This is a genomic window from Nocardia jiangsuensis, from assembly GCF_042650385.1.
Classification (GTDB): domain Bacteria; phylum Actinomycetota; class Actinomycetes; order Mycobacteriales; family Mycobacteriaceae; genus Nocardia; species Nocardia jiangsuensis.
In genome coordinates this window covers 23,711-49,611 of sequence record NZ_JBHSAX010000033.1, presented here as the reverse complement: position 1 = coordinate 49,611, position 25,901 = coordinate 23,711, and the positions used below count along the sequence as shown (strand labels likewise).

Sequence of the window (25,901 nt, the reverse complement as noted above, 5' to 3'; positions counted from 1 at the left end):
GGCCGTGTGCGAACTGCGCCACCACCACCAGCGCGGCGATCGCGACCACCCAGCGCCACGGGTGGTACTGCCTGGCGACGGCGGGCAGCTCCGGATCGGCCCGGTGCTCCGGTGGTGCCGCGGCGACGGACGCACTCATCGCGGGGTCCTCATGTGTCGTTCCTCCATCGGTCCCACCGGTAGCTCGAGCCGAGTCATCATGCGAGCCGGTGGCGGGGGCGGCCAAGGGTAGAAATCAGCGTGAACGGAGTCCTTCGACTTTGCTCCGGGGCTGCGGAGAATGTGGGGGCCGAGGGGAGACGTGCGCCTGCTGGATGATTGCTGGATATTCGCTCGGCGTGGTTATGCCAGTTCGGTTCGATAGCCGAGTACCGTCCGGGGCCTCACCGACAATGAGGAGTCCCGCCATGCGCCTGCCGACCCGCATCCTCGCCCGCGGTGCCGCTGTCGCCGCGATCACCCTCGCGCTGGCCGGGACCTCGGGGCCGGCCGGCGCCGCGCCCGTCCCCGGCGACCCGCTCGCCGCCTACCGCTCGATCGTCGAGACGCTCGGCGCGCTCGGCGTCCAGCCGTTCCTGTACCCCACCGCGGCGCCGTTCTGCGCCGACGGCGCGCCGCTCGGCCTGGTGCCCGCGGTGGCGGGCGCGGTGCCGGGCCCGTGGCCCGGCGCGCTGCTCCCCGTCCCCGGCCTCGATCAGGCCGCGGTGCGCGCCGGCCAGGTCATGTTCACCTTCCTGCCCGCGGGCATCGCCGACGGCTCCGGCATACAGGTGCTCTGGTTCAACACCTCGACCGGCCGCGGCGGAAGCGCCGCCATGGGCTCGCTCGGCGACGTCGCCGCCGGCCTCCTCCCCGCCGCCCTCCCGCCCGAGCTGCGCGCCATCGCCGAAGCCGCCGTGCGTGACTTCCTGACCAGAGCGATCCCGGTGGGCGGCGTCCGCGCGGTCCCCGTCGACACCGGCCGAGGCACCGTCCTCGCCGCCGTCTTCGGCTCGGTCCGCAACGGCGACACCTCCTGCTTCTTCCTCCCCACCGTCGGCATCATCTCCGCCTGACCGGTCTCGGCGGAGTCCGTCAGCCCGCCGTCCGCACCGCCGGTTCACCGCCGGGCATGCAGACCTACCGGTGGCCGTTAGGGCCGGTCAGCGACCACGCCTCGTACTCGTCGCAGGGCGGCACCACGAGCCGAAGCGCGGAATCCCGGTCGACGCGGACGTGGTCGAGATCCGCTGACCGGTGATCGGCGGTTCCACGGGTCAGCCGGACTCCGGAGCGTGTTCGGTGAGGGTGCGGTCCTTCCAGCGCAGGGTGTTGCGGGCCTTGGCGCGGTGCGAGCGGATCGAGAGGCGGGTGTAGGCGGTGACGGCGAGGGGGTGGGCGAGGGCGGAGATGGTGTCGGCGGGGGTGGGGCGGCCGCCGGTGTCCAGGGCGCGGGCGAGGAGGCGGGCGGTGACGGCGGCGGCGTAGCCGGCGATGCCCGCGCGGCGGGTGCGGCCGCGGCCGAGGAGGGCGGCGAGCGGGGGGAGGGTGTAGGTGAGGGTGGAGACGGCGCCTACGGCAATGGCGGCAAGGGGGGAGCCGCCGTAGGCGGACCAGAGCCAGCGGGTGTAGCCCGCGTCCAGGGCGGCGGCGTCGCGGTACATGCGGGTGCGGGCGTGCGGGCCCGCGGCGGCGACGGCGGTGCGGTGCCCGGCGCGGCGGACGGCGCGGGCCAGGTCGATGTCCTCGGTGGCGCTGGCCGCGACCACCTGGTGGCCGCCCGCGGCCAGGTAGGCGGCGGTGTCCATGACCAGGAACTGGCCGCAGCCGAGCGCGGTGGAGGTGCGCAGGCCGCGTTCGGAGAGCCGTACCGGCAGCGTCGACGCCCACGACCAGACCAGCAGCGGCTGGAGCAGCGCCTCGTAGCAGGAGCCCGCCAGCTGGTGCGGCCAGGGGGAGAGCAGGCCGAGGCCGTCGGCGCGCAGTGCGGTCACCGCGGCGGCGACGGCGCCGGGGGCGAGGCGGACGTCGGCGTCCAGGAAGACGAGCACGGGGGTGTCGGCGAGTTCGGCGAGGCGGGCGCAGGCGGCGGCCTTGCCGGTCCAGCCGGGCGGGGGTTCGCGGTCGGAGCGGAGCACGGTGATCCGCGGGTCGCCCTGCGCCGCGCGGCGGGCCGCCTCCTCGGTGCCGTCGGTGGAGGCGTCGTCCAGGATCAGCACCCGCAGGCGGGGCACGCCGGTCTGCGCGCGCAGGTCGGTGACGAGGCGGGGGAGCAGGGTGACCTCGTCGCGGGCCGGGACGCACACCGTCACCGGCTCCAGCACGGCAGCGCCCGGTGGCGGGAGCCTGCGCACGGTCAGCAGGTTGTACCCGGCGAGCACCGCGCTCAGCCCGGCCAGCGCCGAGCCCGCCCGCACCACGGTGACCGCGCGGACACGCGGAAGGGCGCGGCGCGCGGGGCCGACCGGCCGTGCGATACCCGGTGCGCCGCGCCACGCTCGCGCGGCAGCGCGAAAGATCATCCCGCTCAGCGGTTCCCGCGCACCGAACTCCACCAGCGGCCGGGGGTGAACCCCTTCGGCGCGCCGGGGACCGGCGGATTGCGATCCAGGTACGCCACCGCCGCCACCACCGCGGCGACGGCCAGCGTGATGCCGCCCATGATCCCGGCCCAGCCGGCGAACGAGCGGGTGTTCGGGTCGGCGTAGCTCACCTCGGCGCGCAGCGTGGAGACGTCACCGGCGGGCAGCTTCCAGGAGACCACGTCGTCACCCTCGCGATTGCCGTTGGTCTTGGCCACCCTGGCCGGGAAGGCCACGGTGAACTGCACGTCGGAGCCGTGCGGCGGCAGCGTCTTGAGATCGACCCGGCCGAGCAGGCTGACCAGGTCGCCGGTCCGGGTGAACTGCAGCTGGAACATGCCCTGGGTCTGCTCGGAGAGCCCGGAGAGCTGCTGCACCTCGCCGAACGAGAGATCGTCGAAGAACACCTGGCTGCCGACGTACCCGTCCTGGGTGTAGGCCTCGACCCGGAGCTTGCCCGCGAGCGTCTCCGGCACGGTCAATTGCGGGCCCTTGTCGCCCGGCTCCACCGGGACGACCGCGGCCACGATCCGCCCGGAGACCCGGTCGTTGGAGGAGACGCCCATCGAGACCTGCGCGCGCAGGCAGCCTGCCAGTGCCGGGACCAGCAGGGTGGCCAGCAGCAGGGCGCCGATCACCCGGGTCCGGGCGACCCGGGAGCGGAGAACGGCGCGGAACCCGTGCGGGGGCTCCGGACGAGCCGGAGCGACGGGCACGACGGAGCGGGGACTCGGTTGCACGGCTCACATCGTGCCAGGCGCGCCGCTCAGGATGCCAAGCGACGGGCGGCCCGCTCGCGCGCGAAAGCCCGCACCCCGCGGACCAGCAGCGGAACGCCGAGCAGCCCCATGCCGATCAGCCCGTACCCCGCGGACCACGGCAGCCCGAGAAACGCCAGGTGCGCGAGGGCCGAGCCGAGCCAGGTCCAGAGGAACACCGCCACCGGCACCGCGGGCCCGGCGCCCGCGGTGTCCCGGTCGCGCCGGGCACGCCGCTCGGAGGCCGTCATGAGCGCGCCCATGAACAGCGCGACCAGGAACCAGCCGAGATAGTTGGTGAGCGGGATGGCGGGCAGCCCCGGCAGCCCGGCGTCGGTGACGCACCAGCTCCACTGGCCGTCGCCGACCATCTGCGGGTCGAGGAAGAGATCCCAGCCGACGGCACCGACGGCGGTGAGCGGGATGCGGGCGAGCGGGGTCCGGCAGAGCAGCCCGGCCACCACCCAGACCGGGTAGATGCCGCCGGTCCAGGCCAGCGGGACGGCCAGCGGCACGTCGGCCAGCGCGGGCGCCAGCTTGCCGACGGCGTAGCCGTAACAGCCGAACGGGTAGCCGGTCGCGGTGCCGATCAGCTCGGAGAGCAGCCCGATCCCGGAGAGGATGGCGAGCGTGCGCAGCGCGTACGCCGCGCCGAGCGCCGCCACCGCGTGCGCCAGCGCGGTGCCCGCGAGCAGCACCACCACCAGCGTGGTGACCCGGTCGCGGGCGGTGCCGTCGGTGAGCGGGTAGGCGATCTGGGCCAGCACCAGCAGCACCGCGAACACCGCCGCCACCGGCGCGCCCTGCGCGAACCGCCGACCCGTGTCGGCGTGCCCGCCTGCCTCCCGCCGATCGGCCGCCTTCGCTCCGTCGGCGTCCCGGCGTGACCTCACCGCCGCTTGCCCCGCGCCGACCGGCGCAGCGGCCCGCCCCGGCCGAGCACCGCCTGCGCGGTCCGCCGCCCGGCGGCGCCGGAGACCCCGCCGCCCGGGTGCGTGGATGCGCCGGTGAGATACAGCCCCGGCGCGCCGGGCACGGTGCCCTTCGCCAGCTCGGGCAGCGGCCGCCACATCATCATCTGGTCCAGCGACATCTCCACGTGCATGACGTTGCCGCCGCGCAGCCCGAGCTCGCGCTCCAGGTCGAGCGGGGTCTGGGTGTAGCGGTGCTCGACGGTGTCGGCGAAACCGGGGGCGAAGCCGTCCAGCTCGGCGATGATGCGATCGGCCTCGCGCTCACCGGCCGAATCCCAGTCGCCCTCGGCGAGCCGGTACGGGTGCCACTGCGCCCACAGCGAGAGCTGGTGGCGCTCCGGTGGCGCGATGGTCGGGTCGAGTGCGCTGAAGCTCATGGCGAGCACCACCGGCCGCGGCGGCAGCTGCCCGGCCAGCGCGGCACCGTGCGCGCCCCAGAGCGCGCGCCGGTCGCGGACCAGCAGCTGCAGCCCCGCGGCCGAGTCGGCCTGCTCCGCGCCGGGGTAGCGGGGCAGCGCGGTGGTCCCGAGCCGGACCACCATGCCGATACCGGGCCCGACCCGGATGCGCCGCCGCCAGTCGGCCAGCGGCGCGGCGTCGAACCCGCCCGCGCCGAGCAGCTCCAGCGTCTCCAGCACGTGCGCCCCGGCCACGACGGTGGCTGCCCGCAGCACCTGCCCGAACTCGGTGCGCAGCTCCCAGCCGTCCCCGTTCCCGCGCAGCGCGACGACCGCGTCGCCGGTGCGCAGCTCGCCGCCGTCAGCGCGCAGCCGGGCGGCCAGCGCGGCGGTGAGCGCCCCGCTGCCGCCGACCGCGCGACCGGGCGGCAGCGTGTGCATGAGCGCGGCGAAGCCGATCATCGGCGCGGTGCCCGGCTCGGACATCGGCGGCCCGGACTGCGCCCCGAACCAGGCCAGCGCGGCGCGCAGCCGCTCGCTCTCGAAGGTCGCGTCCAGCAGTGCGTCCCCGGACTGCAGGAACTCCCTGGACAGCGCGGCGCCTCCGGCCGGCGCGCTCAGCCCCCAGAACGCGCGGGCCAGCTTGCCGCCGGTCGGCTGCACCCCGAAGGCCCGCATCACCCGGGCGCTGCGCGGCCCCCACACCCCGACGAAGCGGCGGTAGGCGTCGGCGTCGCGCGCGCCGCAGGCCGCCTCGATGCTCGCGCAGGTGCGTTCCAGGTCGCGGGCGAAGATCAGCGGCGGCTCGCCGGGCACGAAGGCCCACGGGTCGCAGTCGACGTAGCGCAGCCCGAACCGATCCAGCTCGAGCTCCTCGACGATCCCGGTGTGCCGCACCATGAGGTGCGCCGACGAGCCGCGGTCCACCGCGTACCCGGGGAACCGCTCCACGGTGGAGACGGCGCCGCCGATCACCTCGTCGCGCTCCAGCACCACCACCCGCTCCCCGGCGCGGGCCAGGTAGCAGGCGGCGACGAGGGCGTTGTGGCCGGAGCCGACGACGGCGACGTCGCAGGGCGCGCTCACAGCGGCAGTGAGCGGCCGAGCACCGCGAACGGCCGGTTGTCACCGGCGAAGACGAAGTGCCTGATCACATCGGAGAAGCCGGTGCGCCGGTAGAGCCGCCAGGCGCGGTTGTCCTCGGCCGCGACCTCGGGTGTGGAGAGCAGCACCGAGCGCTCCGGGCGGTCCTGCAGCAGCCGGGTGAGCAGCATCGAACCGAGCCCCCTTCCCTGCGCGGCGGGGTGCACGTGCAGCTCGGTGAGCTCGAAGTAGTCGGTGAGCAGGTCCCTGGTGGCCGGCTCGGACCAGCCGCAGCGCCGCATCCCCGCGTGCACCTGCTGATGCCACCACTGGTGCGGTGCGCCCCGGTAGCCGTAGGCGACGGCGAGGATCGGCGCGGAGCCGAGGTCGACCCGGCCGTACTCGTCCGGCTGCACCGCGGCGACGGCGCGCCAGCCCGGCCTGGTGGTGTGCTCGGTCCACATGGGGGCGCGGTGGTTCTCGGTGCCGCGCGGGTACGCCATGGCCGCGACGTAGACGCCGAGTGCGTCGGGCAGCCGGGCGCGCAGGGCCGGGACCGAGAGGTCGACGATGGTCGGCGCTGGCAGGTGATCGGTGGTGGCGGCGCTCATGTCTTCCGTCGGTCGGGGGCGGCCGGCGGACGTGCGCCTGCCCGCGGGATCGCGGATCCGGTCGACATGTCGGTGGCTCGCTCTATAGTCGGTGTCAATGGAATCGTTCGAATGCCTGTTCGATCTGCTGTCCGTCCGGGCTGCTGCTCAGCCCCTGTCAGCACGATAGTCCAGGTGCGCGACTGTGGAGGGACCGCTGATGTCCGACGGCAATCGAACCGCCTCCGGCATGGGTGCTTCGGCCAGGGGCCGGGGCGGGATGGGCCCGCCCACCGGTGATGCGTCCGCGCGGCACGGCCGGGCGGGCAGCCTGCTGCGGAAGGCCGACGGCCTGCTCATGGCCGCGGCGGGCGAGCCGGACCCGAGGGAGTGCTTCCGCACCGCCTATCTGGCCGCGCTGCGTGGGGCAGGCGCCGTGCTCGCCTACACCGGGGCCGACGCCGCGCCGCGGGCCCGCTCGCGCAATGCCTGGGTGCTGCTGCAGCGCGCCGCCCCCGAGTTCGTCATGTGGGCCGATTACTTCAGCGCGCACTCCGAGCTGCGGGCCGCGCTGGAGGCCGGGCTGGACCGCGAGATCGGCAGGCAGGAGGCGGTCGAGTTCCATTCCCGGGTCGGCGCCTTCCTGCACGACGTGGAAGATCTGCTGGCCAGTGCGGCCCGGCTGCGCCCCGCTCCGGGCTGGACCGGGGGAATGTCGGCCTGACCCGCCCCGGTAGTTGTGGCCGACACCGGAGTGGTTATGACCGAGTAGGTGGTACGCCCCTGATCGAACTCGTATCATGGGAAGCGGACAGCCGCCAAGGTCGGCTATCTGTCGCCTACGCACCGTCCGGGTAGGTGACCGCCACGCCCTAGTGCCGGGGGAGGTACCGTGCCACTCTCCGAGCACGAGCAGCGCATGCTCGAACAGATCGAGAGCGCGCTCTATGCTGAGGATCCGAAATTCGCGTCGTCCGTCCGCGGCGGGCGCCTCCGCACGACGACGAGCCGCCGGAGACTGCAGGCCGGAGCGCTCTTCGTGCTCGGGCTCGTGCTGCTGATCGCCGGTATCGCCATTCCGGTCCGGCCGGGCGGGTTCCCCGTCATCAGCCTGGTCGGTTTCATCGTCATGTTCGCCGCGGGTGTCCTGCTGCTGGTCGGGGGTTCCCGAGCGGCCGCGCGCGCCGAGGGGACGGAAGCGGGCGGCGATGCCGCAGGCGGCCGCTCCCAGCCCCGCGGCAATCGGCAGCAGCGCCGCTCCGGCGGTGGCTTCTCCGAGCGTATGGAGGACCGCTTCCGCAGGCGCTTCGAACAGGACTGACGCTCCGCCCCTCCGCGCACATCGACCGATGACGGCGGCGCCGCACCCCCCCGGGGGTCCGGCGCCGCCGTCATCGGCGTGTCCGCGGCACGCCGACATTTACCGCCTGATACGGAGTGCCCCCGACCGCCCCCGCGGGCCGTCTCCCACTCCGCCCCACGGACCGCCCCACCCGTCCCCACCGGCTCGCCCGGCGATCTTCGCAACCCTCGCACCAGGGCGTTTGCTGAGCGTTTCCCGGCCATAGCCGAAAGGAATCGCCGGGCCGGGTCGAACACGTATTGCACCCCCCACACCGGTGATAGCTGGAGTGACCTGCGCGAACTGTTTTCCGGGGAGCCAGATCACCTCCGGTTTCGATTGAAAGTGGGGGAAAGTGGGGTAATGTGGAGCGCGCACTACAGGAGGCCGTCCGGTTGCTTCGGTAGGGAGGTGTCGAAGTGTTCTTCGGTACCTACACCCCGAGGCTGGACGACAAAGGGCGACTCACGTTGCCCGCGAAATTTCGAGACGATCTGGCGGGAGGGTTGATGGTCACGAAGGGTCAGGACCACAGCCTTGCCGTCTATCCGCGGGAGGCGTTCGCAGAACTCGCGCAGCGCGCCGCGGCGGCGTCCCGCACCGATCCGCAGGCGCGCGCCTTCGTGCGCGCACTGGCGGCGGGCACCGACGAGCAGCGTCCGGATGCCCAGGGGCGCATCACCCTCTCGGTCGATCACCGGCGCTACGCCAACCTCGCCAGGGACTGCGTGGTGAACGGGTCGATCGAATTCCTGGAGATCTGGGACAAGCAGGCGTGGGAGTCCTACCTCGCCGATCACGAGGAGGACTACGCGCAAGGGAGCAACGAGTCGCTGGGCACGATCTTCTAGCCCCCGGAGCAGGCGAGTGCGCCGCGGCCTCTGCCCGGACGTGGACCCTGACGTACTTCCCCGACGCCAGGTGCCGCGCCTCGGTCAGAGACCACGGCGCATTCGCCGCCGACAGCGCTTCTCAGCCGGAATCCAGGAGGTCGAGGTGCACGACGCACAGCCAGGCCCCCGGCACGTGCCGGTGCTGCTCCGGCGGTGTGATTCCCTCCTCGGCCCCGCGCTCGACGCCCCCGGCGCCGTCTACCTGGACGCCACCCTCGGCCTCGGCGGGCACGCCGAGCACTTCCTGCGCGAGTACCCGGAACTCCGGCTGGTCGGGCTGGACCGGGACACCACCGCGCTGGAACTCGCCGGCGCCCGGCTCGCGCCCTACGCCGACCGGGTCACCCTGGTGCACACCCGCTATGACGGCATCCCGGCCGCGCTGGAGCGCGCCGGGGTCGACAGCGGCGGCGTCTCCGGAATCCTGATGGATCTCGGCGTGTCGTCGATGCAGCTGGATCTGGCCGAGCGCGGGTTCGCCTACTCCGTCGACGCGCCGCTCGACATGCGGATGGATCCGACCACCGGCCCCACCGCCGCCGACGTGCTCAACACCTACAGCCACGGCGACCTGGCCCGGGTGCTGAAGACCTACGGCGAGGAGCGGTTCGCGGGCAAGATCGCCTCCGAGGTGCTGCGCCGCAGGCAGCAGCGGCCGTTCCGGACCAGCGCCGAACTCGTCGAACTGCTCTACGCCACCATCCCCGCCGCCACCCGCCGCACCGGCGGGCACCCGGCCAAGCGCACCTTCCAGGCGCTGCGGGTCGAGGTCAACGCCGAACTCGACTCGCTGCGGGCCGCGCTGCCCGCCGCGCTCGACGCGCTGCGGGTCGGCGGGCGGCTCGTCGTGCTCGCCTACCAGTCGCTGGAAGACCGCGTGGTCAAACAGGAATTGGCGAAGCACACGGTCTCCCGCACCCCGGCCGGGCTCCCGATGGAACTGCCCGGCATGGGCCCGACCTTCCGGCTGCTCACCCGCGGCGCGGAGAAGGCCACCGACGCGGAGATCGAGGAGAACCCGCGCGCCGCCCCGGTGCGGCTGCGCGCGGTGGAGCGGATCGAGGAGGTGGCCCCAGCATGAGCGAGTCAGGCCCGGAGGCGGGAGCGAAGCGTAGCCACGGAGGGCCCTCGCTCGTGCGTAATGGACCCAGCATGAGCGAGTCAGGCCCGGAGGCGGGAGCGAAGCGTAGCCACGGAGGGCCCTCGCTCGTGCGAGATGGGTACCGCTCATGAGTGTGCGGGCGCGGGCGGCGGAGGCGCCGGGGCGGCTCGCCCGCCGGGTGCAGGCGGCGGAACGGGTGAAATCCGGTGCGGCGCAGCGGGCGTATACGCGCAGGCGGCTGCGGGCCGAGCAGCTCGGGTTGCTGCCCGCCGCCTCGGCCGTGCGCACCGCCGCGGCGACCGGGCGGATTCCGTTCGTGATCGTGATCCTCGTGCTGCTCGGCTGCGGGCTCGCCTGCACGCTGCTGCTCACCACCCGCGCCGCCGAGGACAGCTACCAGCTCAGTGATCTGCGCGCGGCGAACCAGAAGCTGCTGGACGAGCGGGCCGCGCTGCAGCGCGAGGTGGAGGCGGCCGACTCGGCGCCCGAACTCGCCAATCGCGCACGGGAACTCGGCATGATCCCGGCGATCGATCCGGCGCGGCTGGTGCTCGCGCCGGACGGAACGGTCACCGTGGTCGGTGAGCCGACGCCCGCGCAGGGCGCGCCGGTGCCGCCGCTGAACAACAACCGAGGTGAGCGGGTGGTCCCGGTGACGGCGCTGCCGCTCCCCGGTTCGGCGCCCGCACCCGCTCCCGCGCCCACCGCGGCGCAGCCGGGTGCCGTGCCCGGCGCCGGAGTCGGCACGCTCGGCGTCCCGATCGACCCCGTCACCGGTGGCCCGATCCCCGAGGGCGCGAACGGAACGGGCGCCACCGCCCCCGGCGCGAGCACCCCCGTGCCCCCGGGCACCGTGCCGGACCCGGCGAACCCACCGCTCCCGGGCGCGGGCGGCGCTGCCGCGCCCGGCCCTGGCACTCCTGCCCCGGGCGACGCCACCGCGCCCGGCCTGGGCACTCCTGCCGCGCCCGGCGGTGCTGCCGCGCCCGGCCCGAGCGACCCCGCCGCGCCCGGCCCGAGCGACCCCGCGGGTGACCCCGCCGCGCCCGGCGACATCGCCGCGCCGGGCACCGTGGTCCCCGCTCCGGGCGCCACCGGCCTCACCCGCCCCGAGGCGGCCGAGCGGTGAGGGAGAACAGGGGCGGCCGCGGACAGCGGGCCCGGACCCCGCCCGGCCCGCAGCGCCGCTCCGGCTCGGCCGCCTCCCGCCCGACCGGCTCCGCCGCCGCCCGCCCCACCGGCGCCCCGCGCGACGCCACCAGCGGCGCCACCAGGCTCGGGGCCGACCGCTCCTCCCGGCTGCGGCTCGGCGCGGGCCGGATCGCCATGCTGGTCGCGCTCGCCGTTGTCGCGCTGCAGCTGCTCTGGGTGCAGAGCATCGCCGCGCCCGGGCTCTCCGCGCAGGCCGCGGGCCAGCGCACCACCAGGCAGATCGAGCCGGCCACCCGCGGCCCGATCGTGGACCGCAACGGAAAGCCGCTCGCCTTCACCGTGACCGCCAAGGCGCTCACCTTCCAGCCGGTCCGGGTGCGCCAGGAACTCGCCGCCGCCAGGGCGAAGGACGACACCGCCCCGGAGCCGGACGAGCGGCTGATCGAGATCGCGGACACCGTCAACGCCAAACTCGGCCCCGCTGGCCCGTCGGAGAAGGAGCTGCTGGCCAAGCTGCGCGGCGACGAGACCTTCGTCTACCTGGCGCGCGGCGTCGACCCGCGGATCGCCGCCGAGCTCAAGCTGAAGTTCCCCGAGGTCGGCACCGAGCGGCAGGACCTGCGCGAATACCCGGGCGGGGCACTCGCCGCCAACCTGCTCGGCGCCACCGGGTGGGACGGCCACGGCCAGATCGGGCTGGAGTCATCGATGGACTCGCTGCTGGCCGGCACCGACGGCTCGCACACCTACGACCGCGGCTCGGACGGCGCGGTGATCCCGGGCAGCTGGCGCGACCGGCAGCCCGCGGTGAACGGCAACACCGTCGAGCTGACCCTGGACCAGGATCTGCAGTACTACGTGCAGCAGCAGGTGCAGCAGGCCAAGGAGCTCTCCGGCGCTCAGGGCGCCTCCGCGGTGGTGCTGGACGCACGCACCGGCCAGGTGCTCGCCATGGCCAACGACAACACCTTCAATCCCGCGCTCGGCCCGCAGTTCTGGTCGAACGCGGACATGAGCAACCCCTCGGTCACCGAGCCCTTCGAGCCCGGCTCGGTGAACAAGATCATCACCGCGGCCGCAGCCATCGAGTACGGGCTGACGACGCCGGACGAGGTGCTGCAGGTGCCCGGCGAGATCCGGATGGCCGGGGTCACCGTGAACGACGCCTGGGAGCACGGCGTCGCGCCGTACACCACCACCGGCATCTTCGGGAAGTCGTCCAACGTCGGCACGCTGATGCTGGCGCAGCGGGTCGGCGAGGACCGCTTCGCCGACCTGGTCGGCCGGTTCGGGCTCGGCAGGCGCAGCGGCGTCGGGTTGCCCGGCGAGAGCGCGGGGCAGGTGCCCGCGCGGGACCAGTGGTCCGGCGGCACCTTCGCCAACCTGCCGATCGGCCAGGGCCTCTCGATGACCACCCTGCAGATGACCGGCATGTACCAGGCCATCGCCAACGACGGTGTGCGGATTCCGCCGCGCATCGTCAGGGCCACCGTCGGGCCGGACGGCGCGCGCACCGACGAGCCGCAGCCGGACGGGGTCCGGGTGGTGAGCCCGGCGACCGCGGCCACGCTGCGCACCATGTTCCAGTCGGTGGTGCAGCGCGACCCGCGCGGCGTGCAGATGGGGACCGGCGCCTCCGGCGCCGTCGCCGGGTACCAGATCGCGGGCAAGACCGGCACCGCGCAGCAGATCGACCAGCAGTGCAAGTGCTACTCCAGCTCCAGCTACTGGATCACCTTCGCCGGGATCGCGCCCGCCGACGACCCGCGCTACGTCGTCGGGATCATGCTGGACAATCCGCAGCGCAGCTCGGACGGCGGCGGCGGGCAGTCGGCGGCGCCGCTCTTCCACAACATCGCCTCCTGGGCGCTGCAGCGCGACGCGGTCCCGCCGTCGCCCGCGGCGCCGGGGCCGTTCGTCCTGCAGGCGTCCTGAAGCGGTGGGAACCCCGGTGATCTGTGACGACCAGCGGGTTCGGCGGCGGCAGGCGGCCGGTCGCCGCGGGTGCGCGACCGGGCCGGAGCGGTAACCAGAGGCGCGTTGCTCGTGCCGGGGCGCGCGTCGGTAACCTGACTCCCCGTCCCAGTCGTGTTCGTACGCGGCATGTTCGATCGGACATGTCCGCCCCGAGAGAAGGAGCAAGGTGGCTGCGCAGTCCAGCCCGCAGACGCTCCGGCCGGCCCAGCCGCCGTCGACGCCGTTGCACGTCCTGCTGGAAGCCACCGGAGCACACGCGACGGCCCCCGTTGCCGAGGTGACCGTCACCGGTATCGAGCAGCGCTCGAATGCGGTGCTGGCCGGTGACCTGTTCGCCGCGCTGCCCGGCGCCCGCGCGCACGGCGCCCGGTTCGCCGCGGACGCGGTGGCGCGCGGCGCGGTCGCGATCTTCACCGACCCCGCGGGCGCCGCCGAACTGGGCGACCCCGGGGTCCCGGTGCTGGTGCGCGCGGAGCCCCGCGCGGCGCTCGGCGAGCTCTCCGCGCTGATCTACGGCCACCCGTCGGAGCGGCTGAAGATCGTCGGCATCACCGGCACCTCCGGCAAGACCACCACCGCGTACCTGGTCGAGGCGGGGCTGGCCGCGGCCGGGCTGGCCACCGGGCTGATCGGCACCATCGAGACGCGGATCGGCGGGCGGCGGGTGCCGAGCGCGCTGACCACGCCGGAGGCGCCGCAGTTGCACGCCATGTTCGCGGCCATGGTCGAGCAGGGGGTGGACGCCGTGGTGATGGAGGTGTCCAGCCACGCGCTCGCGCTCGGCCGGGTGGACGGGGTGCGCTTCGACGTCGGCGCCTTCACCAACCTCTCCCAGGACCACCTCGACTTCCACGCCGACTTCGAGGACTACTTCGCCGCCAAGCGCAGGCTCTTCGAGGTCGGGTCGCCGATCGCGGCGCGGACCGCCGTGGTCTGCGTGGACCAGGAGTGGGGTCGGCGACTCGCCGCCGCCCTGCCGAACCCCATCACGGTCCGCACCGAGCCCGCATCCCCGGCCGATGCTGTCGTCACCGCGGCGGACTCCGCTCAGCCGACCGAAGAGCTGGCCGCTGTGGCGGCCGACTGGACTGTCGCCGGTGACGTCACCACCACGCCCGGCGGCGAGCAGGAGTTCGTCGCCGCGGGGCCGGACGGCCCGATCCCGGTGCGGCTGCGGCTGCCCGGCCGCTACAACGTGGCGAACGGACTGCTCGCCGTCGCGGTGTGCGCCGCCGCGGGCGTGGACGCGGCCAAGGCCGCCGCCGCGCTGGCATCGGTGGACGTCCCCGGCCGTATGCAGCGGGTGGAGCGCGGCCAGGACTTCCTCGCCGTCGTCGACTACGCGCACAAGCCTGCCGCGGTGGAGTCGGTCCTCGCCACGCTGCGCGCCCAGACCTCCGGGCGGGTGGCCGTCGTGGTCGGCGCGGGCGGCGACCGGGACGCGGGTAAGCGTCCGCTGATGGGCGCGGCCGCCGCACGCGGCGCCGACCTGACGGTGATCACCGACGACAACCCGCGCGGCGAGGACCCGGCCACCATCAGGGCCGCGCTGCGCGCGGGCGCCCTCGCCGTGCCCGAGGCCGAGCGCGGCGAGGTCCGCGAGGTCGGCGACCGGGCCGCCGCCGTCGCCGCCGCGGTGCGCTGGGCGCGCGCGGGCGACGTGGTGCTGGTCGCGGGCAAGGGCCATGAGACCGGCCAGGAGATCGCCGGGGTCGAGCACCCCTTCGACGACCGCGAGGTGCTCGCCGCCGCGCTGGCGGCGATCGGCTCGACGACAGAGGACCCGAGAGTTCCATGATCGTGATGACACTGCGGGAGATCGCGGAGATCGTCGGCGGCACGCTGCACGACGTCCCCGACCCCGAGGCGGCGGTGACCGGCGGCGTCGAGTTCGACTCGCGCAAGGTCGGCACCGGTGATCTGTTCCTCGCCCTCCCCGGCGCCAGGGCGGACGGCCACGACTTCGCGGCCGGCGCCGTCGCCGACGGCGCGGTCGCGGTGCTCGCGGCCCGCCCGGTCGGCGTGCCCGCCGTCGTGGTCGAGCCGCGGCCGGGCCGGGTCTCCGCGGGCGCGATGGTGGTCGAGCACGACACCGACGGCTCCGGCGCCGCGGTGCTGGCCGCGCTCGGCGCGCTGGCCAGGGCCGTCGTGCGGCGGCTCGCCGCCGCGGGCTCGCTCACCGTGGTCGGCGTGACCGGCTCCTCCGGTAAGACCTCGACCAAGGATCTGCTCGCCGCCGTGCTGCGCCCGCTCGGCAGCGTGGTGGCCCCGCCCGGCTCGTTCAACAACGAGCTCGGCCACCCCTGGACGGCGCTGCGCGCCACCGCCGACACCCGTTTCCTGGTCCTCGAGCTCTCCGCGCGCGGCCCCGGCCACATCGCCGCACTCGCCGAGATCGCCCCGCCCGCCATCGGCGTCGTGCTCAATGTCGGCACCGCGCACCTCGGCGAGTTCGGCAGCCGCGAGGCCATCGCGAAGACCAAGGGCGAGCTGGTGGAGGCGCTGCCGGCCACCGGGCTCGCCGTGCTGAACGCCGACGATCCGCAGGTCGCCGCCATGGCGTCGCGCACAGCGGCACGGGTGGTCACCGTCGGGCAGGCGAGTACCGCCGCGATCAGGGCCACCGAGGTCAGGCTGGACGAGCACGCGCGCGCCGCCTTCACCCTGCACACCCCGGACGGGGAGGTGCCGGTGCGGCTGGCCGTGCACGGCGAGCACCAGGTTGGCAACGCGCTCGCCGCCGCTGCCGTCGCGCTGGAGTGCGGCGCCGACCTGGATACCGTGGCCGCCGCGCTCGGCGGCGCCGCCGCTGCCTCCGCGCGCCGGATGGACGTGCGGACGACGGCGACCGGCGTCACCGTCGTCAACGACTCCTACAACGCCAACCCCGATTCCGTGCGGGCCGCGCTCAAGGCCCTGGTCACCATGGCCAGGACCGACGACCGGCGGCGGCGCAGCTGGGCCGTGCTCGGCGAGATGGGCGAGCTCGGCCCGGAGTCGGTGGTGGAACACGATGCGATCGGACGGCTCGCGGTGCGGCTGGATGTGGACCGGCTCGTCGTGGTCGGGACCGGAAGGCCGCCCCGGGCCATGCACCAGGGAGCGGTGATGGAAGGCTCGTGGGGCGAGGAATCGATCCTCGTACCCGATATCGGTGCGGCGATCGCCCTGCTCGACGCGGAGGTCGAACCGGGTGACGTGGTACTGGTGAAGGCGTCGCAATCGGTCGGCCTCTGGGAGGTCGCCGACCATTTGACAGGGGGATCGGCAGTGCCGCCGGACGCACCTGCGGGAAGCACGGAGGCAACCCGATGAGACAGATCCTGTTCGCGGCGGCCATCGCGCTGACCGTATCGATCCTGCTCACACCGCTGCTCATCTCGATCTTCGCGAAGCGGGGATTCGGCCAGGAGATCCGGGTCGACGGCCCGGCCAGCCACCAGGCGAAGCGCGGAACGCCGACCATGGGCGGCATCGCCATCGTGATCGGCATCTGGGCCGGCTACCTCGGCTCGCACCTGATCGGCATCGGCTACGACGCGGAGGGCCCGTCCGCCTCGGCGCTGCTGGTCCTCGGGCTGGCCACCGCGCTCGGCCTGGTCGGCTTCCTGGACGACATGATCAAGCTGCGCAAGCAGCGCAACCTCGGCCTCACCGCCGCGGGCAAGTACATCGGGCAGATCTCGGCCGCGATCATCTTCGGCATCCTCGCGCTGCAGTTCAAGGGTGCGAACGGGCTCACCCCGGCGAGCAGGCACCTCTCCTACGTCCGCGACATCACCACCGTCTCGATGGGCGTCGTCGTATTCCTGGTGTTCGTCTGCCTGGTGGTGGTGGCCTGGTCCAACGCGGTCAACCTGACCGACGGGCTGGACGGGCTCGCCGCCGGCTCGATGAGCCTGGTGCTCGGCGGCTACGTGGTGATCACCTTCTGGCAGTACTACCACGCCTGCTCGACCAAGCCGGAGACCGGCTGCTACAACGTCCGCGACCCGCTGGACCTGGCGCTGGTCTGCGCGGCGGGCGGCGCGGCCTGCGTCGGCTTCCTCTGGTGGAACGCGGCGCCGGCCAAGATCTTCATGGGCGACACCGGCTCGCTGGCGCTCGGCGGGCTGATCGCCGGGCTCTCCATCGTCACCCGCACCGAGCTGCTCATGATCGTCATCGGCGCGCTCTTCGTCGCCGAGGCCATGTCGGTGATCCTGCAGGTGGTGGTCTTCCGGACCACGCGGAACCGGCTGTTCAAGATGGCGCCCTTCCACCACCACTTCGAGTTGAGCAAATGGGCGGAGACCACCGTCATCATCCGGTTCTGGCTGCTCGCCGCGATGGCATCGGCCTTCGGGCTCGGGCTGTTCTACAGCGAATACCTCTCCCAGGTCGGCTGAGCGGAATGGTCGAGCACTCTCCGCGCGCCCTGCGCTCACCCGGCCCCATGCTGGAGTTCCTGCGCGGCCGCGACGTCCTGGTCGCCGGCTGGGGCGTCTCCGGCCGCTCGCTGATCGAGCCGCTGCGCGATATCGGCGCGCACCCGGTCGTCACCGACGCGGGCGCGGGCGCGCTCGCCGAGGCCGCCGGGCTCGGCCTCGAGGTGGCGACCAGCGTCGAGCTGGAGACCGCCGATCTGAGCCGGTACGCCCTGGTGATCACCTCGCCGGGCTGGCGCCCGGATTCGCCGGTGCTGGTCAACGCCGTCACCGCGGGCATCCCCGTCTGGGGCGACGTGGAGTTCGCCTGGTGGGTGGACCAGGCCAGGCTGTACGGGCCGGTGCGCAAGTGGCTGGTGATCACCGGCACCAACGGCAAGACCACCACGACGAACATGACGCACGCCATCCTGCGCGCCGCCGGAATCCCCAGCGTGGCCTGCGGCAATATCGGGCTGCCGATCCTGGACGCGCTGCGCCGCAACCCCGGCCCGCAGGTGCTCGCCGTCGAGCTCTCCTCGTTCCAGCTGCACTGGGCGCCCTCGGTGCGGCCGGAGGCGGGCGTGGTGCTGAACGTCGCCGAGGATCACCTGGACTGGCACGGCGGGCTTGACGCCTATGCCGCCGCGAAGGCCCGCGCGCTGGTCGGGCGGGTCGGCGTGGTCGGGCTGGACGATCCGGTGGCCGCCTCGCTGGCCCGCAAGTCCAAGGCGCGGCGCACCGTCGGCTTCCGGATCGGCGTCCCCGCCGACGGCGAGCTCGGCGTGGTCGACGGCAAACTGCTGGACCGGGCCTTCACCAAGGCCGCCATCCTGGCCGAGGTGGGCGACATCAGCCCGCCCGGGCCGTCCGGGGTGGCGGACGCGCTGGCCGCGGCGGCGCTGACCCGCTCGATCGACGTGGCGCCGCAGTTCGTGCGCGAGGGGCTGGTCGAGCACCGGGTCGGGCCGCACCGCGCGGCCTTCGTCCGGGAGCTGGCCGGGGTCGAGTTCGTCGACGACTCCAAGGCCACCAACCCGCACGCCGCGCGGTCGTCGATCCTGGCGCATCCCTCGGTGGTGTGGGTCGCGGGCGGCCAGCTCAAGGGCGCCGCGGTCGAGGATCTGGTCGAGGAGGTCGCCGAGCGGCTCGTCGGGGCGGTGCTGATCGGGGTGGACGCGCCGATCATCGCGGCCGCGCTGGCGCGACACGCCCCGGAAGTCCCCGTGGTCGAGGTGCAGGCGCGAGACGATGCAACCATGAAGGCGGATGCGGTGATGGCCGAGGCGGTGCGGCTGGCCGCCGGGTTCGCCGACTCGGGCGACGCCGTGCTGCTCGCCCCCGCCGCCGCCTCGCTGGACATGTTCGCCGACTACACGCACCGCGGCCGCAGCTTCGCCGAGGCGGTCAACGCACTCCAGGAGAGCGATATCGGGCGGCGCTCGTGACCACGGCGACCCGGCGGCTGGACAGCACCGCGACGCGCTTCGGCGCCTGGCTGGCGCGCCCGCTGGCGTCGTTCCACCTGATCGTGACGATCGCCACCCTGCTCACCGTGCTCGGATTGGTCATGGTGCTCTCCGCCTCCAGCGTCGAGGCGTACGCCGACGGCGGCTCGGCCTACTCGCTCTTCGTGCAGCAGGCCATGTTCGCCGGGATCGGGCTGGTGCTGTTCTACCTGGCGCTCCGGATTCCGCTGCGCAGGCTGCGGCAGTGGTCCTTTCCGGTCTTCGCGCTCTCGATGCTCGCGCTGCTGCTGGTGCTGCTGCCCGGCATCGGCTCCGAGGTGCAGGGCGCGCGGCGCTGGCTGGTGATCGGGCCGATCTCCATCCAGCCCTCCGAGGTGATCAAGGTCAGCCTGGTGGTGTGGGGCGCGCACCTGCTCGCCTCGCGCCGCTCCGAGCGCGCCACGCTCAAGGAGCTGCTCGTCCCGCTGGTTCCGGCCGGGCTGCTGGTCTGCCTGCTCGTCGTGCTGCAGCCCAACCTCTCCACCACCATCGCGCTCGGCATCGTGCTCATGGCGCTGCTCTGGTTCGGCGGGCTGCCCGCCCGGCTCTTCGTCACCATCGCCGCCTCCGGCGTGGTGGCGGCGGTGGTGCTCGCGCTCTCGGCCGGCTACCGCTCGGACCGCATGCGCGCCTTCTTCAACCCCGGCGACGACCCACAGGGCATCGGCTACCAGGCTCGCCAGGCCATGTACTCGCTGGCCGACGGCGGCATCTGGGGCCGCGGGCTCGGCCAGAGCCGGGCCAAGTGGAGCTACCTGCCGAACTCGCACAACGACTTCATCTTCGCCATCATCGGCGAGGAGCTCGGCTTCCTCGGCTGCATGCTCGTCCTCGGGCTGTTCGCGCTCTTCGTCTTCACCGGGCTGCGGATCGCGACCCGCTCGGTCGACCCGTTCCTGAAGATCCTGATCGCCACCGCGACCACCTGGATCACCAGCCAGGCGCTGATCAACATCGGCTACGTGGTCGGGCTGCTCCCGGTCACCGGGCTGCAGCTGCCGCTGGTCTCCGCGGGCGGATCGTCGCTGGCCATCACGCTGTTCATGTTCGGCATCATCGCCAACGCCGCCAGGCACGAACCCGAGGCCGTCTCCGCGCTGAACGCCGGGCAGGACGGCCGGGTGAGCAGGCTGCTCCGGCTGCCCAAGCCCGAGGTGTACTCGCCGGTGCGGGCCGAGCAGGCGCGGGCCCGCTCGGTGAACCGCCGCGGCCCCGGCCGCCCGCCCAACGGCCGCGGCGGCGCCGAGGGCGGCCGCAAGGGCAGGGGCCGCCCCGACCTTCCGGAGCCGCCACGCAGGCGCTCCGGAGAATCCCGTGGCACCGGGTCGCTCCGCGCGACCAGGGCCTGGGAGCCGAGCTATCCCATGCCCCATGCGAGAGAACGAGGTAGATCCAGGTGAGTGACGTGCGACCCGCGCGGCGATCCGGGCTTTCGGTGATCGTGGCGGGTGGTGGCACCGCCGGCCACATCGAGCCGGCACTCGCGGTCGCCGACGCGCTGCGCAGGCAGGACGAGACCGTGCGGATCACCGCACTCGGCACCGAGCGCGGCCTGGAGACCCGGCTGGTGCCGGAGCGCGGCTACCCGCTCGAACTCATCCCGCCGGTGCCGCTGCCGCGCAAGCCGACCGCCGACCTGCTCCGGCTGCCCGGCCGGGTGCGCGCGTCGGTGGCCCGCACCCGCGCGGTGATCGACGAGGTCGGCGCGGACGTGATCGTCGGGTTCGGCGGCTACGTCGCGCTCCCCGCCTACCTGGCGGCCGGGCGCGGGCTGCTCGGCAGGCGACGGGTGGTGCCGGTGGTGGTGCACGAGGCCAATGCCAAGGCAGGCATCGCCAACAAGATCGGCGCGCGGCTGGCGACGCGGGTGCTCGCCGCGGTACCCGGCTCCGGGCTCGACGCCGAGGTGCTCGGCATCCCGGTGCGCGGCTCGATCACCTCGCTGGACCGCGCCGCGCTGCGCGCCGAGGCGCGGGCGCACTTCGGGCTGCCCGCGGACGGGCCGGTGCTGCTGGTCTTCGGCGGCTCGCAGGGCGCGCGGACGCTGAACGAGGGCGTCTCCGGCGCGGCCGCGCAGCTCGCCGCCGCCGGCATCGCGGTGCTGCACGCGCACGGCCCGAAGAACACCCTGGACGTGGCCGAGCCCGGATATGTGGCCGTGCCGTACCTGACCCGGATGGACCTGGCCTACGCCGCCGCCGACGCGGTGGTCTGCCGCTCCGGCGCCATGACGGTGGCCGAGGTCTCCGCGGTCGGGCTGCCCGCTTTCTACGTGCCGCTGCCGCACGGCAACGGGGAGCAGGAGCTCAACGCGCGCCCCGTTGTCGCCGCCGGTGGTGGCAGAATTGTCCCCGATTCGGAGTTGACGCCGAAGTACGTGATCGACGAGGTGATTCCGCTGCTCCAGGACCCCGCACGCCTGACCGGGATGGGCCGCGCCGCGGCAGGCGCCGGGCATCGCGACGCCGCCGACGAGGTCGCCCGCATCGTCCGCGAGGTGGCGGGCCGATGACCGAGCCGGAAGCGGGGGGCGCGGCTGCCGCTGTACCCGCGGGCCACGTCCCCTCGGCCGCGGCGATCGCCGAGGACGCCGCGCGCTCCGCACTGCCCGCGGAGCTGGAGCGCGTGCACATGGTCGGCATCGGCGGCGCGGGCATGTCCGGGATCGCGCGCATCCTGCTCGCCAGGGGCGGCGCCGTCTCCGGCTCGGACGCCAAGGAGAGCCGCGGCGTGCTCGCGCTCAGGGCGCGCGGTGCCGAGGTGCGGATCGGGCACGACGCGAACGCGCTCGACCTGCTGCCCGGCGGCCCGACCGCCGTCGTCACCACCTTCGCCGCCATCCCCAAGACCAACCCCGAGCTGGTCGAGGCGCGCCGCCGCGAGATCCCGGTGCTGCTCCGCCCCGCCGTGCTCGCCGCGCTCATGCACGGGCACCGCACCCTGCTGGTCTCCGGCACGCACGGCAAGACCTCGACCACCTCCATGCTGATCGTCGCGCTGCAGCACTGCGGCTTCGACCCGTCCTTCGCGGTCGGCGGCGAGCTGAACGAGGCGGGCACCAACGCGCACCACGGCACCGGCGGCATCTTCGTCGCCGAGGCGGACGAGAGCGACGGCTCGCTGCTGCAGTACGACCCGGACGTCGCCGTCGTCACCAACGTGGAATCCGACCACCTCGACTTCTTCGGCACCCCGGAGGCCTACACCCAGGTCTTCGACGACTTCGCCGACCGCCTCGCTCCCGGCGGGCTGCTCGTGGTCTGCCTGGACGACCCGGGCTCGCGCGCGCTCGCCGAGCGGGTCGCCCCCCGGCTGGCCGAGCGCGGCGTCGCGGTGCTCGGCTTCGGCTCCGGCGAGCTCGCCGACGCCCCGGTCCCGGTCGGGGCCAGACTGCAGAGCTGGGAGCCGCGCGACGTCGGCGGGCTGGCCCAGTTCCAGCTGGACGGCGAGCCGGCGCCGCGCGCGCTGCGGCTCGCGGTGCCCGGCAGGCACATGGCGACCAACGCGCTGGCCGCGCTGCTGGCCGGCCGGGCGGCAGGCGCCGACGTGGACGAGCTGATCCAGGGCCTGGAGGGATTCGGCGGCGTGCACCGCCGGTTCCAGTTCGCCGGGCGGGAGAACGGCGTCCGGGTCTTCGACGACTACGCGCACCACCCCACCGAGGTGCGCGCCGTGCTCGGCGCCGCCGCCGAGCTGGTGCAGCAGGAGGCCGCCGACGGCGCGCGGGCGCGGCCGGGCCGGGTGATCGTGGTCTTCCAGCCGCACCTCTACAGCCGCACCGCCGCCTTCGCCGCCGAGTTCGGCACCGCGCTCAGCCTGGCCGACGAGGTGGTCGTGCTCGACGTGTACGGGGCGCGGGAGAAGCCGCTGCCCGGGGTGAACGGCGCGCTGGTGGCGCAATGGGTCACCGTCCCGGTGCACTACCAGCCGGACATGTCCCGGGTCGGCAGGCAGGTGGCCGCGCTGGCGCTGCCCGGCGACGTGGTGATCACCATGGGCGCGGGCGACGTCACCATGCTCGGCGGGCAGATCCTCGACGGGCTGCGGGCGCGCCCGCACGCCGGACGGTGAGGTGGATGCCCGCGTGGCCGGGCCGGTTCGCGGCCCGGCCGGGCAGGCGGCGGCCGCGCGCACCGCGGCCGGCGGGCCGGCGCGGGCTGCCCGGGGTTCCGGCCCGGGTCGCGCTCGGGGTCGCGGTGCTGGTCGCCGTCGTCGCCGTCGCGTACTTCACGCCGGTCTTCGCGGTGCGGACGGTCCGGGTGGACGGCGCGGCCGCGGTGCCGGAGGACCAGGTGCGGGCGGAGCTCGGGGTGCCCGACGGCCTCTCCATGCTGCGCATCGACACCACGGCCATGGCCGCGCGGGTGGCGAGCATCCCGAAGATCAGCACCGCGCGGGTGCAGCGGGTCTTTCCCAGCACCGTCCTGGTGACCGTGCGGGAGCGCACCCCGGTGCTCTGGTTCACCGGCCCCGGCGGTGCGCACCTGGTGGACGCCGAGTCGATCGAGTACGCGGTGGAGCCTGCGCCCGCCGGTGTCCCGGAGCTGGCCGCCGCCGGTGCGGCGCCCGCGATCCGTCGAGTGGCCGTGACGGTGCTGACCGCGCTGCCGCCCGCGCTCACCGCGGAGGTGGCGAAGGTGGAGGCGCGCTCGGCTTCGGACATCGTGCTGACCCTCCGGGACGGCCGTACCGTATTGTGGGGCGGCGCCGGCGACGCCGCCCGCAAGGCGGCCGTGGTCGGGCCGCTGCTCACCAGGGAGGGCACGATCTTCGACGTCTCCAGCCCGAACCTGGTGACCGTTCGATGACGCGGGCGCTCGGCGCGGGACCCGCTCCGCGCTCCGGACCTGCGCTGTCTTCCCGGCCCGAGCGTCGGGAGCATGGCGCGGGCTACGGTGTGGGGTGCGCAGGCGCGGGCGGGATCACGACACAATCCCGATCCGGTACCGGCGCGCCTGCGAGCGGATCGCGAGCACGGCGAATAGCGTTCCGTACCAGTCGGAGACTTGACATAACGCTAACCCTATGGTTCAGCTTTAGGGTTTGCCCGGGGGACGGCCCGTTCCCCGGGAAGGCCCGCTTGCCGGGTTCCCGGACGGCGCCGCCCGAGGTCCGGGATCCGCACACGACAGGCTCGAGATCGAAGGAAGGCGAGAGCTCATGACGCCCCCGCACAACTACCTTGCTGTGATCAAGGTCGTCGGCATCGGTGGCGGCGGCGTGAACGCCGTCAACCGAATGATCGAACAGGGACTCAAGGGAGTCGAGTTCATCGCGGTCAACACCGACGCGCAGGCGCTGCTGATGAGCGACGCCGATGTGAAGCTCGACGTCGGCCGCGAGCTCACCCGCGGGCTCGGTGCCGGTGCCGATCCGGAGGTGGGCCGGAAGGCCGCCGAGGACCACAAGGACGAGATCGAAGAGGTGCTCAAGGGCGCCGACATGGTCTTCGTCACCGCGGGCGAGGGCGGTGGCACCGGCACCGGCGGCGCGCCGGTCGTCGCCAGCATCGCGCGCAAGCTCGGTGCGCTCACCATCGGCGTCGTCACCAGGCCGTTCTCCTTCGAGGGGAAGCGCCGCGGCAACCAGGCCGAGACCGGCATCGCCGCGCTGCGCGAGTCCTGCGACACCCTGATCGTCATCCCGAACGACCGGCTGCTGCAGCTCGGCGACGCGGCGGTCAGCCTGATGGACGCCTTCCGCTCGGCGGACGAGGTGCTGCTCAACGGTGTCCAGGGCATCACCGACCTGATCACCACCCCCGGGCTGATCAACGTCGACTTCGCGGATGTCAAGAGCGTCATGTCCGGCGCGGGCAGCGCGCTCATGGGCATCGGCTCGGCGCGCGGCGAGGGCCGCTCTGTCAAGGCGGCGGAGTCGGCGATCAATTCGCCGCTGCTGGAGGCGTCGATGGACGGCGCGCACGGCGTGCTGCTCTCGATCGCAGGCGGCTCCGATCTCGGGCTCTTCGAGATCAACGAGGCGGCCTCGCTGGTGCAGGAGGCCGCGCACATCGAGGCCAACATCATCTTCGGCACGGTGATCGACGACTCGCTCGGCGACGAGGTCAGGGTCACGGTGATCGCCGCAGGCTTCGACAGCGGCGGCCCGACCAAGCGGGTCTTCGACCCGGGGTCGGTGCGCGGCACCATCGGCTCCGGCCGGGCCGGCGAGATCGGCCAGCGCGGCGGCGGCGATCACCTCGCGCGCGGCGTCGACCCGCCGTCGTACGACAGCGGCCGCGGCGCGGTGCCGAACTACCGGGAACCGGACCGGCTGCGCCCGGCCGCGGAGCCCACCCTCAGGAACGACGCGCGCTCCCGCGTCGACCCGCCGGACGACGACGACGTCGACGTGCCCGACTTCATGCGGCACTGACCGTCCGCGGCCCCCGCCTCCGCCCCGGAGCCGGGGGCCGCGCGCGTCCGGCGCACCGATCGCCCCGCGCGGGCGCGGATTAAGCTCGGAGCCATGACTTCCGCTCCCGCGCTCACCGTCCGCCGGGTCACCACGACGCGCACCGGCGGATTCTCGGCCGCGCCGTACGACAGCTTCAACCTCGGTGACCACGTCGGCGACGATCCGGCCGCGGTGCGGCGGAACCGGGAGCGGCTGGCCGACGGCATCGGCCTCGCCCCGGAGCGGCTGGTCTGGATGGAGCAGATCCACGGTCGCTCGATCGAGATCGTCGACGGCCCGCGCGCCGAGCCGGTGCCGGCCACCGACGCGCTGGTGACGACGGCACCGAACCTGGCGCTGGTGGTGCTCACCGCGGACTGCGTCCCGCTGCTGCTCTCCGACGACGAGGCGGGCGTGATCGCCGCCGTGCACGCGGGCCGGGTCGGCGCCAGGATCGGCATCGTGCCCCGCGTGCTCGACGCCATGACCTCGGTGGGCGCGCAGGTCGAGCGGATCGGCGCCTTCCTCGGCCCGGCCGCCTCCGGCAGGCAGTACGAGGTGCCCGCCGCCATGCGCGCCGACGTCGAGGCGCACCTGCCCGGCAGCGCGGCCACCACCGTGCGCGGCACCCCGGCGCTCGACCTCAGGGCCGGTATCCGCAGGCAGCTCGCGGCCGCAGGGGTCGCCGGGGTCGCGGTCGACCCGCGCTGCACCATCGAGGACAAGACGCTCTTCAGCCACCGGCGCGGTGCGCCGAC

The 25,901-nt window shown here is 74.1% G+C and carries 22 protein-coding genes; 17 read left to right on the top strand and 5 right to left on the bottom strand.

Annotated features, from left to right (window positions below):
* The first annotated feature begins 407 nt into the window (after positions 1 to 407).
* A complete protein-coding gene (locus ACFO0B_RS28760) occupies positions 408 to 1,055 on the top strand; it encodes a hypothetical protein (RefSeq protein WP_378616356.1) in 648 nt (215 codons plus the stop codon).
* 201 nt (positions 1,056 to 1,256) lie between these two features.
* On the opposite strand, the gene ACFO0B_RS28755 is transcribed toward ACFO0B_RS28760, so the two are convergent.
* The 5 genes from ACFO0B_RS28755 to ACFO0B_RS28735 form a co-directional block, all read right to left on the bottom strand.
* Positions 1,257 to 2,501, bottom strand: a complete 1,245-nt coding sequence (locus tag ACFO0B_RS28755) for a glycosyltransferase (RefSeq protein WP_378616354.1) — start codon at positions 2,499 to 2,501, stop codon at positions 1,257 to 1,259.
* 5 nt (positions 2,502 to 2,506) lie between these two features.
* A complete protein-coding gene (locus ACFO0B_RS28750) occupies positions 2,507 to 3,199 on the bottom strand; it encodes an LppM family (lipo)protein (RefSeq protein ID WP_378617259.1) in 693 nt (230 codons plus the stop codon).
* Between the two features lie 128 nt (positions 3,200 to 3,327).
* On the bottom strand, positions 3,328 to 4,113 hold the full coding sequence (locus tag ACFO0B_RS28745; protein WP_378617257.1) for a carotenoid biosynthesis protein: 786 nt from the start codon (positions 4,111 to 4,113) through the stop codon (positions 3,328 to 3,330).
* 95 nt (positions 4,114 to 4,208) lie between these two features.
* On the bottom strand, positions 4,209 to 5,777 hold the full coding sequence (locus ACFO0B_RS28740) for a phytoene desaturase family protein (protein ID WP_378616352.1): 1,569 nt from the start codon (positions 5,775 to 5,777) through the stop codon (positions 4,209 to 4,211).
* Complete coding sequence (locus ACFO0B_RS28735) at positions 5,774 to 6,385, bottom strand: GNAT family N-acetyltransferase (RefSeq protein ID WP_378616350.1); 612 nt, start codon at positions 6,383 to 6,385, stop codon at positions 5,774 to 5,776. The genes ACFO0B_RS28740 and ACFO0B_RS28735 overlap by 4 nt, the downstream gene beginning before the upstream one ends.
* 259 nt (positions 6,386 to 6,644) lie before the next feature.
* Between ACFO0B_RS28735 and ACFO0B_RS28730 the strand changes: the two genes are divergently transcribed.
* From ACFO0B_RS28730 to pgeF, 16 genes are all read left to right on the top strand, one after another.
* Positions 6,645 to 7,088, top strand: a complete 444-nt coding sequence (locus tag ACFO0B_RS28730; RefSeq protein ID WP_378617255.1) for an SAV_6107 family HEPN domain-containing protein — start codon at positions 6,645 to 6,647, stop codon at positions 7,086 to 7,088.
* A gap of 168 nt (positions 7,089 to 7,256) precedes the next feature.
* Complete coding sequence (locus tag ACFO0B_RS28725) at positions 7,257 to 7,685, top strand: DUF3040 domain-containing protein (protein WP_378616348.1); 429 nt, start codon at positions 7,257 to 7,259, stop codon at positions 7,683 to 7,685.
* 440 nt (positions 7,686 to 8,125) lie between these two features.
* Entirely contained in the window at positions 8,126 to 8,557 is a 432-nt protein-coding gene (mraZ, locus tag ACFO0B_RS28720) for a division/cell wall cluster transcriptional repressor MraZ (protein ID WP_378616346.1), read from the top strand.
* Between the two features lie 145 nt (positions 8,558 to 8,702).
* Positions 8,703 to 9,680, top strand: coding sequence for a 16S rRNA (cytosine(1402)-N(4))-methyltransferase RsmH (gene rsmH / locus ACFO0B_RS28715; protein ID WP_378616344.1), 978 nt, complete (start codon positions 8,703 to 8,705; stop codon positions 9,678 to 9,680).
* Between the two features lie 148 nt (positions 9,681 to 9,828).
* Positions 9,829 to 10,830 carry a hypothetical protein gene (locus ACFO0B_RS28710; protein WP_378616342.1) on the top strand — a complete coding sequence of 334 codons (1,002 nt, stop codon included), beginning with the start codon at positions 9,829 to 9,831 and terminating at the stop codon, positions 10,828 to 10,830.
* 197 nt (positions 10,831 to 11,027) lie between these two features.
* A complete protein-coding gene (locus ACFO0B_RS28705) occupies positions 11,028 to 12,788 on the top strand; it encodes a peptidoglycan D,D-transpeptidase FtsI family protein (RefSeq protein WP_378617253.1) in 1,761 nt (586 codons plus the stop codon).
* Positions 12,789 to 12,996: 208 nt separating this feature from the next.
* Entirely contained in the window at positions 12,997 to 14,628 is a 1,632-nt protein-coding gene (locus ACFO0B_RS28700; protein WP_378616340.1) for a UDP-N-acetylmuramoyl-L-alanyl-D-glutamate--2,6-diaminopimelate ligase, read from the top strand.
* Positions 14,625 to 16,145 (top strand): UDP-N-acetylmuramoyl-tripeptide--D-alanyl-D-alanine ligase, encoded by a 1,521-nt coding sequence (locus tag ACFO0B_RS28695; protein ID WP_378616338.1) that lies wholly within the window; start codon positions 14,625 to 14,627, stop codon positions 16,143 to 16,145. Before ACFO0B_RS28700 ends, ACFO0B_RS28695 begins: the two co-directional genes overlap by 4 nt.
* Entirely contained in the window at positions 16,142 to 17,218 is a 1,077-nt protein-coding gene (gene mraY, locus ACFO0B_RS28690; RefSeq protein WP_378616336.1) for a phospho-N-acetylmuramoyl-pentapeptide-transferase, read from the top strand. The genes ACFO0B_RS28695 and mraY overlap by 4 nt, the downstream gene beginning before the upstream one ends.
* Before the next feature lie 47 nt (positions 17,219 to 17,265).
* Positions 17,266 to 18,684, top strand: coding sequence for a UDP-N-acetylmuramoyl-L-alanine--D-glutamate ligase (murD, locus tag ACFO0B_RS28685; RefSeq protein WP_378617251.1), 1,419 nt, complete (start codon positions 17,266 to 17,268; stop codon positions 18,682 to 18,684).
* Positions 18,681 to 20,144, top strand: coding sequence for a putative lipid II flippase FtsW (ftsW, locus tag ACFO0B_RS28680; RefSeq protein WP_378616334.1), 1,464 nt, complete (start codon positions 18,681 to 18,683; stop codon positions 20,142 to 20,144). Before murD ends, ftsW begins: the two co-directional genes overlap by 4 nt.
* 5 nt (positions 20,145 to 20,149) lie before the next feature.
* The gene (gene murG, locus ACFO0B_RS28675; RefSeq protein ID WP_378617249.1) at positions 20,150 to 21,256 is read left to right on the top strand and encodes an undecaprenyldiphospho-muramoylpentapeptide beta-N-acetylglucosaminyltransferase; all 1,107 of its coding nucleotides are present in this window, start codon (positions 20,150 to 20,152) and stop codon (positions 21,254 to 21,256) included.
* Positions 21,257 to 21,375: 119 nt separating this feature from the next.
* The gene (murC, locus tag ACFO0B_RS28670; protein ID WP_378617247.1) at positions 21,376 to 22,815 is read left to right on the top strand and encodes a UDP-N-acetylmuramate--L-alanine ligase; all 1,440 of its coding nucleotides are present in this window, start codon (positions 21,376 to 21,378) and stop codon (positions 22,813 to 22,815) included.
* 5 nt (positions 22,816 to 22,820) lie between these two features.
* Entirely contained in the window at positions 22,821 to 23,552 is a 732-nt protein-coding gene (locus tag ACFO0B_RS28665; RefSeq protein ID WP_378616332.1) for a cell division protein FtsQ/DivIB, read from the top strand.
* Positions 23,553 to 23,904: 352 nt separating this feature from the next.
* Positions 23,905 to 25,122 (top strand): cell division protein FtsZ, encoded by a 1,218-nt coding sequence (ftsZ, locus tag ACFO0B_RS28660; RefSeq protein WP_378616330.1) that lies wholly within the window; start codon positions 23,905 to 23,907, stop codon positions 25,120 to 25,122.
* Between the two features lie 93 nt (positions 25,123 to 25,215).
* Positions 25,216 to 25,901: peptidoglycan editing factor PgeF (gene pgeF, locus ACFO0B_RS28655; protein WP_378616328.1), on the top strand; the 686-nt coding region annotated here is incomplete at its 3' end.

Coding starts and splice junctions, on each gene's coding strand:
- ACFO0B_RS28760 (WP_378616356.1), top strand. CDS start 408: ATGCGCCTGCCGACCCGCATCCTCGCCCGCGGTGCCGCTGTCGCCGCG.
- ACFO0B_RS28755 (WP_378616354.1), bottom strand. CDS start 2,501: ATGATCTTTCGCGCTGCCGCGCGAGCGTGGCGCGGCGCACCGGGTATC.
- ACFO0B_RS28735 (WP_378616350.1), bottom strand. CDS start 6,385: ATGAGCGCCGCCACCACCGATCACCTGCCAGCGCCGACCATCGTCGAC.
- ACFO0B_RS28730 (WP_378617255.1), top strand. CDS start 6,645: ATGGGCCCGCCCACCGGTGATGCGTCCGCGCGGCACGGCCGGGCGGGC.
- ACFO0B_RS28710 (WP_378616342.1), top strand. CDS start 9,829: ATGAGTGTGCGGGCGCGGGCGGCGGAGGCGCCGGGGCGGCTCGCCCGC.
- ACFO0B_RS28705 (WP_378617253.1), top strand. CDS start 11,028: ATGCTGGTCGCGCTCGCCGTTGTCGCGCTGCAGCTGCTCTGGGTGCAG.
- ACFO0B_RS28695 (WP_378616338.1), top strand. CDS start 14,625: ATGATCGTGATGACACTGCGGGAGATCGCGGAGATCGTCGGCGGCACG.
- mraY (WP_378616336.1), top strand. CDS start 16,142: ATGAGACAGATCCTGTTCGCGGCGGCCATCGCGCTGACCGTATCGATC.
- murD (WP_378617251.1), top strand. CDS start 17,266: ATGCTGGAGTTCCTGCGCGGCCGCGACGTCCTGGTCGCCGGCTGGGGC.
- murC (WP_378617247.1), top strand. CDS start 21,376: ATGGTCGGCATCGGCGGCGCGGGCATGTCCGGGATCGCGCGCATCCTG.
- ACFO0B_RS28665 (WP_378616332.1), top strand. CDS start 22,821: ATGCCCGCGTGGCCGGGCCGGTTCGCGGCCCGGCCGGGCAGGCGGCGG.
- ftsZ (WP_378616330.1), top strand. CDS start 23,905: ATGACGCCCCCGCACAACTACCTTGCTGTGATCAAGGTCGTCGGCATC.